The organism is Streptomyces inhibens (genome assembly GCF_003389455.1).
GTDB classification, from domain to species: domain Bacteria; phylum Actinomycetota; class Actinomycetes; order Streptomycetales; family Streptomycetaceae; genus Streptomyces; species Streptomyces inhibens.
The window spans coordinates 1-6,244 of record NZ_QUAC01000374.1; the positions used below are offsets into that span (position 1 = coordinate 1).

Sequence of the window (6,244 nt, forward strand, 5' to 3'; positions counted from 1 at the left end):
CGGCCGCGGTCGGGCGCGCCAGCCGCCAGCCGCCAGCCGCCAGCCGCCAGCCGCCCGTCGGGCGGCCTCAGGCACGGCGGCCCAGGAAGACCGGATTGGTCATCGCCGCCATCGGACCCGGCAGGCCCGCCGTGGTTGACGGGTGACGGACCTCCGCACGTATGTAGGCCGCGTAATCGGGGGTGGTCTGCCAGCTGACCGTGCCGTCGCCGGAGGGCGGCAGCGGGGCCGAATACAGCCGCCCCTGGTCGGTGACGAAGGAGACCGTGCAGCCAGGGGCGCCGGAGACCTTCAGTTGCGCGGTGACCTTCGCCGTACGGGGTACCTCCAGCCGCTCGGCGATCCCGGCGTGTTCACCACGCTCACCCGTGACGGAGAACGCCAGGTCGACCTTCGACGACTCCGCGATCCAGACCCGGCCCGCCCGGATGCCGTCCTGTAGGGCGCGGCGGGAGAGATCGTCGGCGAGCACCACCGTCTGCGGCAGGCCGACGACATCCGGGTCGCGATGGGCGTCGCTGTGGCCGACGGCCGGCAACCAGTCGGCGCGGCCACGGGTGTGCGCGACCAGGGTGTTGTCCCACTCGGCGAGGGTGATCTCGTCATCGGGGGTGTACGGGCCGTTCCAGACCTCCACCGCATCGGCTTCGTTCAGCCCGAACTTCCAGTTGCAGCCGATGCAGGTGGCGTGCGGATGCGCCGGGATGACCAGGCCGCCGGCCCGTCGGATGGCGCGCGCGTACTTGCCGAAGGCGTTGTCGCGGGCCCGGTAGCGCCAGTCGATGAAGGCCCCGGGGTCGGTGCCCATCGCCACCACGTGCCCATTGCGCGTGGTGACCTCTTCGCCGGTCAGGATCAGCAGGTCATCACCCCACAGGCCGTCCCATGCGCGGTGCGCGGAGGTGGTGTTGTGCTCGGAGGTGTTGATGAAGTCCAGCCCGGCCGCGCGGGCCAGCGCCGCGATCTCGGCGGGCGTGCGCTTGCCGTCGGAGTAGATCGAGTGCAGATGGTTGTCGCCGCGGTACCAGGCGCGCCCGCGGCCCCGGGCCCGCTCGGGCGGATAAACGGGTGCCGGGGTGTGCCCCTGGGAGCCGTACCGCAGGGTGATCGTGACGTCGTAGGACAGTCCTTGCGGTGCGACCGTGTACGGGCCGAGGGCGATATGCCAGGTGCCGGCGTTGACGGGCCCCGGGAGATAGCCGGGGGTGGCATCGTCGGCGCGCAGGAAGAACTCCGTACGCGCCCCGCCCGACCAGCCACGGAAGCCGGCGCCGCCGAGCTCCGTGCCCCGCTCGTCGAAGATGCCGATATCGCAGGCGTTACCGGCCGTGCCTGCAGGAACGGTGGGCTTGTCGTAGCTGTAGGAGACGGCGATCTCCCGGACCCCGTGCGGCACTTCGACCGGCAGATAGACGAAGTCCGGTGCGCCCGTGGGCAGATGACCGGTGGCATGGCGGGTCTGCTCGCCCGGTCCGCCACCGGCTTGCCCGGCCCCGGACGCTGCTTCGGCGAAGCTCACACGTCCGAGCGTAAGCGCGCCCGTCGCGCCCGCAACCGCCGAAAGTCTCAGAACATCGCGTCGTTCCATCCCCGCCCCCGCGCCGTGTCGTGATGTCTCGTACCGCTGTGCGGCCGGCTCGTTGCGCCGTGTGAAAACTGTTGTACGCGGGTGTGACACGGAGGGAAAGGGCTGTGGATAACCGTCGGGCGGTGAGGCAACATTCGGTCACCCACACGCCTGACGGAGGTGTCCCCAGCATGCGGATCGCGACCACGATCTTCCTGACCGACGAGACGATCCGGCCGGACCGGCTGGCTCGCGAGCTGGAGCAGCGCGGATTCGCCGGCCTCTACCTCCCCGAACACACCCACATCCCCGCCAGCCGGGAGACCCCCGCCCCCATGGGCGATCCGCTGCCCCGCGAATACGGCCGCACCCTCGACCCGTTCATCGCGCTCGGCCAGGCCGCCGCGGTCACCGAGCGGCTCGCCCTGGGCACCGGCATCACCCTGGTCGCCCAGCACGACCCGGTCGACCTCGCCAAGCAGATCGCCACCCTCGACTTCCTCTCCGGAGGCCGCTTCACGCTCGGTATCGGCTACGGCTGGAACGTCGAGGAGGCCGCCGACCACGGGGTGAAGTGGTCGACCCGGCGCGAGCTGACCCGCGACCGGGTGGCCCTGATGCGGGCCCTGTGGGCCGAGGAACCGACCGCGTACGAGGGTGAATTCGGGTCCGTACGCGCGTCCCTCGCCTACCCGAAGCCGGCCCACGGCGCGCCGCGCATCCTGCTCGGCGGTGCGGCCGGCCCCAAGCTCTTCGGGCACATTGCCGAGTACGCGGACGGCTGGCTGCCGATCGGCGGGCGAGGGCTGACCGAGACCGTTCCGGTGCTGCGGCAGGTCTGGGCGGACGCCGGGCGCACGGGCGAGCCGGCGGTGGTGCCGTACGCGGTCCGCCCCTCGCCCGGGAAGCTCGCCCACTACCGCGAGCTGGGCCTCCAGGAGGTGGTGCTGCAACTGCCACCGGCAGGGGAACCGGAGGTGCTGCGCACCTTGGACGACTTCGCACAGTATTTGTGACAACGGGGAGCGTGACGAGGGCGGCTCCGGCCCCGCCCTAGGACCAACGGAGTACGGCCCTCCGGCGCGGGTCGGTACCGAAGACCGATCCGCGTCCGCCCCTCAAGTCGTAGCGTCGAAGGTGAAGGACCCGCAGATCAACGGCCCAAGGGAGATCAACGGCCCCAGCCGATCCAGCCGATCCAGCCGATCCGGCTGATCCGGCTGATCCGGCAGACCTGGCTGATCGACGAGATCGACGAGATCGACGAGATCAACGGACCAAGGAACTCCGGCGGACCCACGAGATCAAGGAGACCCCATGCCGAGCCTCGACCACACGATCGTGCACAGCACCGACCGCTTCGCCTCCGCCCGTTTCCTGGCCGATCTTCTGGGCGCGCCCGAACCCAAGGCGTTCGGCCCCTTCGCCGCCCTCAAGCTGGACAACGGGGTCGCCCTCGATTACGCCGAGCATGTCGCAGGCGGCGCCGATTTCGTCCCCACGCACTACGCATTCCTGGTGACCGAGGACGAGTTCGACGCGATACTCGGCCGCATCCAAGCGCGCGAGCTGCCCTACTGGGCCGATCCCCGGCACACCAAGCCGCAGGAGATCAACACCCTGGACGGCGGTCGTGGCCTCTACATCAACGACCCCGACGGTCACAACATGGAGTTCCTGACCCGGACGTACTCCGACGAGCTGCTGGCCGGCATGTAAGCGTGCCGTGAGCCGCCGCGGGGAATTGCCCCCTTTGGGCAGGGGCGGAACCTCCGTCCGTAGTGATCAGTGGCACATCAACCACCCGTTCGACGACGGCGGCGCTGTCGGTGGGCGCTCGTATCCTCGGAGGATGACTTCCAGCGCGCAGGGATCTGACCAGGCATCCGACCAAGGGACCGACCGCGAAACGGGCGCCCTGCCCGGCCCTCGGAGCCGGCCCACTGCGAACGCGATGCGCCGCGCGCTCAAGCGGGCCCGCGACGGCGTGGCGCTGGACGCCGGCGAGGCCGCAGTGCTGCTCCAGGCCCGTGGTGAGGACCTGAAGGACCTGTGCGCCTCCGCGGCCCGGGTGCGCGACGCCGGCCTGGAGGCCGCGGGCCGCCCCGGCGTCATCACGTACTCGCGCGGTGTCTTCATCCCCCTGACGCGCCTGTGCCGGGACAAGTGCCACTACTGCACCTTCGTCACCGTCCCCGGCAAGCTGCGCCGTGACGGCCACGGAATGTTCATGTCGCCCGACGAGGTGCTGGACATCGCCCGCCGCGGCGCCGAAATGGGCTGCAAGGAAGCCCTCTTCACCCTGGGCGACAAGCCCGAGGACCGCTGGCCCGAGGCCCGTGAGTGGCTGGAGGCGCACGGCTACGACGACACGATCTCGTACGTACGCGCCATGGCCATCCGCGTCCTGGAGGAGACCGGGTTGCTGCCGCACCTCAATCCCGGGGTGCTGTCGTGGACGGACTTCCAGCGCCTCAAGCCCGTTGCCCCGTCCCTGGGCATGATGCTGGAGACGACCGCCGAGCGCCTGTGGAGCGAGCCCGGCGGCCCGCATTACGGTTCGCCCGACAAGGAGCCGGCCGTCAGGCTGCGCGTCCTGGAGGACGCCGGCCGCTCCAACGTCCCCTTCACCACGGGGCTGCTGATCGGCATCGGGGAGACGTACGAGGAGCGCGCCGAGTCCCTCTTCGCGCTGCGCCGCATCCAGCGTGCGTACCACGGCATCCAGGAACTGATCATGCAGAACTTCCGGGCCAAGCCGGACACGGCGATGCGCGGAATGCCGGACGCCGAACTGGAGGAGCTGGCCGCGACGATCGCGGTGGCCCGGCACATCATGGGCCCCTCGACCCGTATCCAGGCGCCGCCCAACCTGGTCGACGGCGAGTATGCGCTGCTCATCGGTGCCGGGATCGACGACTGGGGCGGGGTGTCCCCGCTGACCCTCGACCATGTGAACCCCGAGCGCCCCTGGCCGCAGATCGACGAGCTGACCGAGCGCTGCGCCACGGCCGGCTTCGAGCTGCGTGAACGGCTGCCCATCTACCCGGAGTTCCTCCAGCGCGGCGAGCCCTGGCTCGACCCCCGGCTGCTGCCGCATGTCCGCGCGCTCGCCGACCCGGAGACGGGCCTGGCCATCGAGGACGCCCCCGTAGTGGGCCGCCCCTGGCAGGAGCCCGACGAGGGTTTCTCGATGCAGTCCACGGGCCGTACGGATCTGCACCACACCATCGACACCGAAGGCCGCACGGCCGACCGACGCGATGACTTCGACGAGGTCTACGGCGACTGGGAGGCGCTGCGCGAGGCCGCCGCCCCGGGGATGGTCCCGGAGCGCATCGACACCGACGTACGCCAGGCGCTCTCGCAGGCCGCCGACGACCCCACCAAGCTCACCGACGCCGAGGCGCTGTCACTGCTGCACGCCGACGGCGCCGCCCTGGACACCCTCTGCAAAATCGCCGATGACCTGCGCCGTGACACCGTAGGCGACGACGTCACCTACATCGTCACCAGGAACATCAACTTCACCAACGTCTGCTACACCGGCTGCCGCTTCTGCGCCTTCGCCCAGCGCCGCACCGACGCCGACGCCTACACCCTCTCCCTCTCCCAGGTCGCCGACCGTGCCCAACAGGCCTGGGACGTGGGCGCGGTGGAGGTCTGCATGCAGGGCGGCATCCACCCCGACCTGCCCGGCACCGCGTACTTCGACATCGCGCGCGCGGTCAAGGAGCGCGTCCCCGGCATGCATGTGCACGCCTTCTCGCCCATGGAGGTCGTCAACGGCGCGACGCGCACCGGTCTCTCCATCCGTGAGTGGCTCAGCGAAGCGAAGGCCGCCGGACTGGACTCCATCCCCGGCACCGCCGCCGAGATCCTCGATGATGAGGTCCGCTGGGTCCTCACCAAGGGCAAACTGCCCACCGCCACCTGGGTCGAGGTCGTCAAGACCGCCCATGAGTTGGGCATCCGCTCGTCGTCGACGATGATGTACGGCCATGTCGACCAGCCGCGCCACTGGCTGGGCCACCTCCGGCTGCTGGCACAGATCCAGCAGGAGACCGGCGGCTTCACCGAGTTCGTTACCCTCCCCTTCATCCACACCAACGCCCCCGTCTACCTCGCCGGCATCGCCCGCCCCGGCCCCACCACCCGCGACAACCGTGCGGTGACGGCCATGGCCCGGGTGCTGCTCCACCCGCACATCACCAACATCCAGACCAGCTGGGTCAAGCTCGGCCAGGACGGCGCAGCCGAGATGCTCCGCTCGGGCGCCAACGACCTGGGCGGCACCCTGATGGAGGAGACCATCTCCCGTATGGCGGGCTCGAGCTACGGCTCCTACCGCTCCATCCAGGACCTGATCGCCATCGCCTCCCAGGCCGGCCGCCCGTCCCGCCCCCGCACGACGACCTACGGCCCGGTCACCGAGGAACGCCAAGCTGCCGCACTCGCATCGGACGGACATCTGCCGGAGCTGCTGCCGGTGGTGGAGTAGGCGGGGAGGTTCTCCGCTGAGGCTGCTTCGCTTGTCGCAAGGGGGCAGGTTCCTCTCTACACCTCGCGCACCCCTCGCGGAGGGGGCAGGTTCCCCGCTACATCCGCTCGCCCCTTGCGGAGGGGGGCGGGCTTCCCGCTACATCCGCTCGCCCCTTGCGGAGGGGGGCGGGCTTC

At 70.5% G+C, this 6,244-nt stretch carries 5 protein-coding genes; 3 read left to right on the plus strand and 2 right to left on the minus strand.

The features are described 5' to 3' along the window. Positions 1 to 67: 67 nt before the first annotated feature. Complete coding sequence (locus DY245_RS34825) at positions 68 to 1,588, minus strand: CehA/McbA family metallohydrolase (protein ID WP_181924008.1); 1,521 nt, start codon at positions 1,586 to 1,588, stop codon at positions 68 to 70. Between the two features lie 170 nt (positions 1,589 to 1,758). On the opposite strand from DY245_RS34825, the gene DY245_RS34830 reads away from it, so the two are divergent. Next, positions 1,759 to 2,583 (plus strand): TIGR03619 family F420-dependent LLM class oxidoreductase, encoded by an 825-nt coding sequence (locus DY245_RS34830; protein WP_128511104.1) that lies wholly within the window; start codon positions 1,759 to 1,761, stop codon positions 2,581 to 2,583. Between the two features lie 155 nt (positions 2,584 to 2,738). Here the strand turns inward: DY245_RS34830 and DY245_RS47705 are convergent, their stop codons facing one another. Then, positions 2,739 to 2,867 carry a hypothetical protein gene (locus DY245_RS47705; protein WP_280525034.1) on the minus strand — a complete coding sequence of 43 codons (129 nt, stop codon included), beginning with the start codon at positions 2,865 to 2,867 and terminating at the stop codon, positions 2,739 to 2,741. Between the two features lie 17 nt (positions 2,868 to 2,884). Between DY245_RS47705 and DY245_RS34835 the strand changes: the two genes are divergently transcribed. Together DY245_RS34835 and DY245_RS34840 are read left to right on the plus strand one after the other, a co-directional pair. Beyond that, on the plus strand, positions 2,885 to 3,286 hold the full coding sequence (locus DY245_RS34835; RefSeq protein WP_128511105.1) for a VOC family protein: 402 nt from the start codon (positions 2,885 to 2,887) through the stop codon (positions 3,284 to 3,286). A gap of 133 nt (positions 3,287 to 3,419) precedes the next feature. After that, positions 3,420 to 6,068: a bifunctional FO biosynthesis protein CofGH gene (locus DY245_RS34840; RefSeq protein WP_280525035.1), complete on the plus strand. Its 2,649-nt coding sequence runs from the start codon at positions 3,420 to 3,422 to the stop codon at positions 6,066 to 6,068. The last annotated feature ends 176 nt before the right edge of the window (positions 6,069 to 6,244 follow it).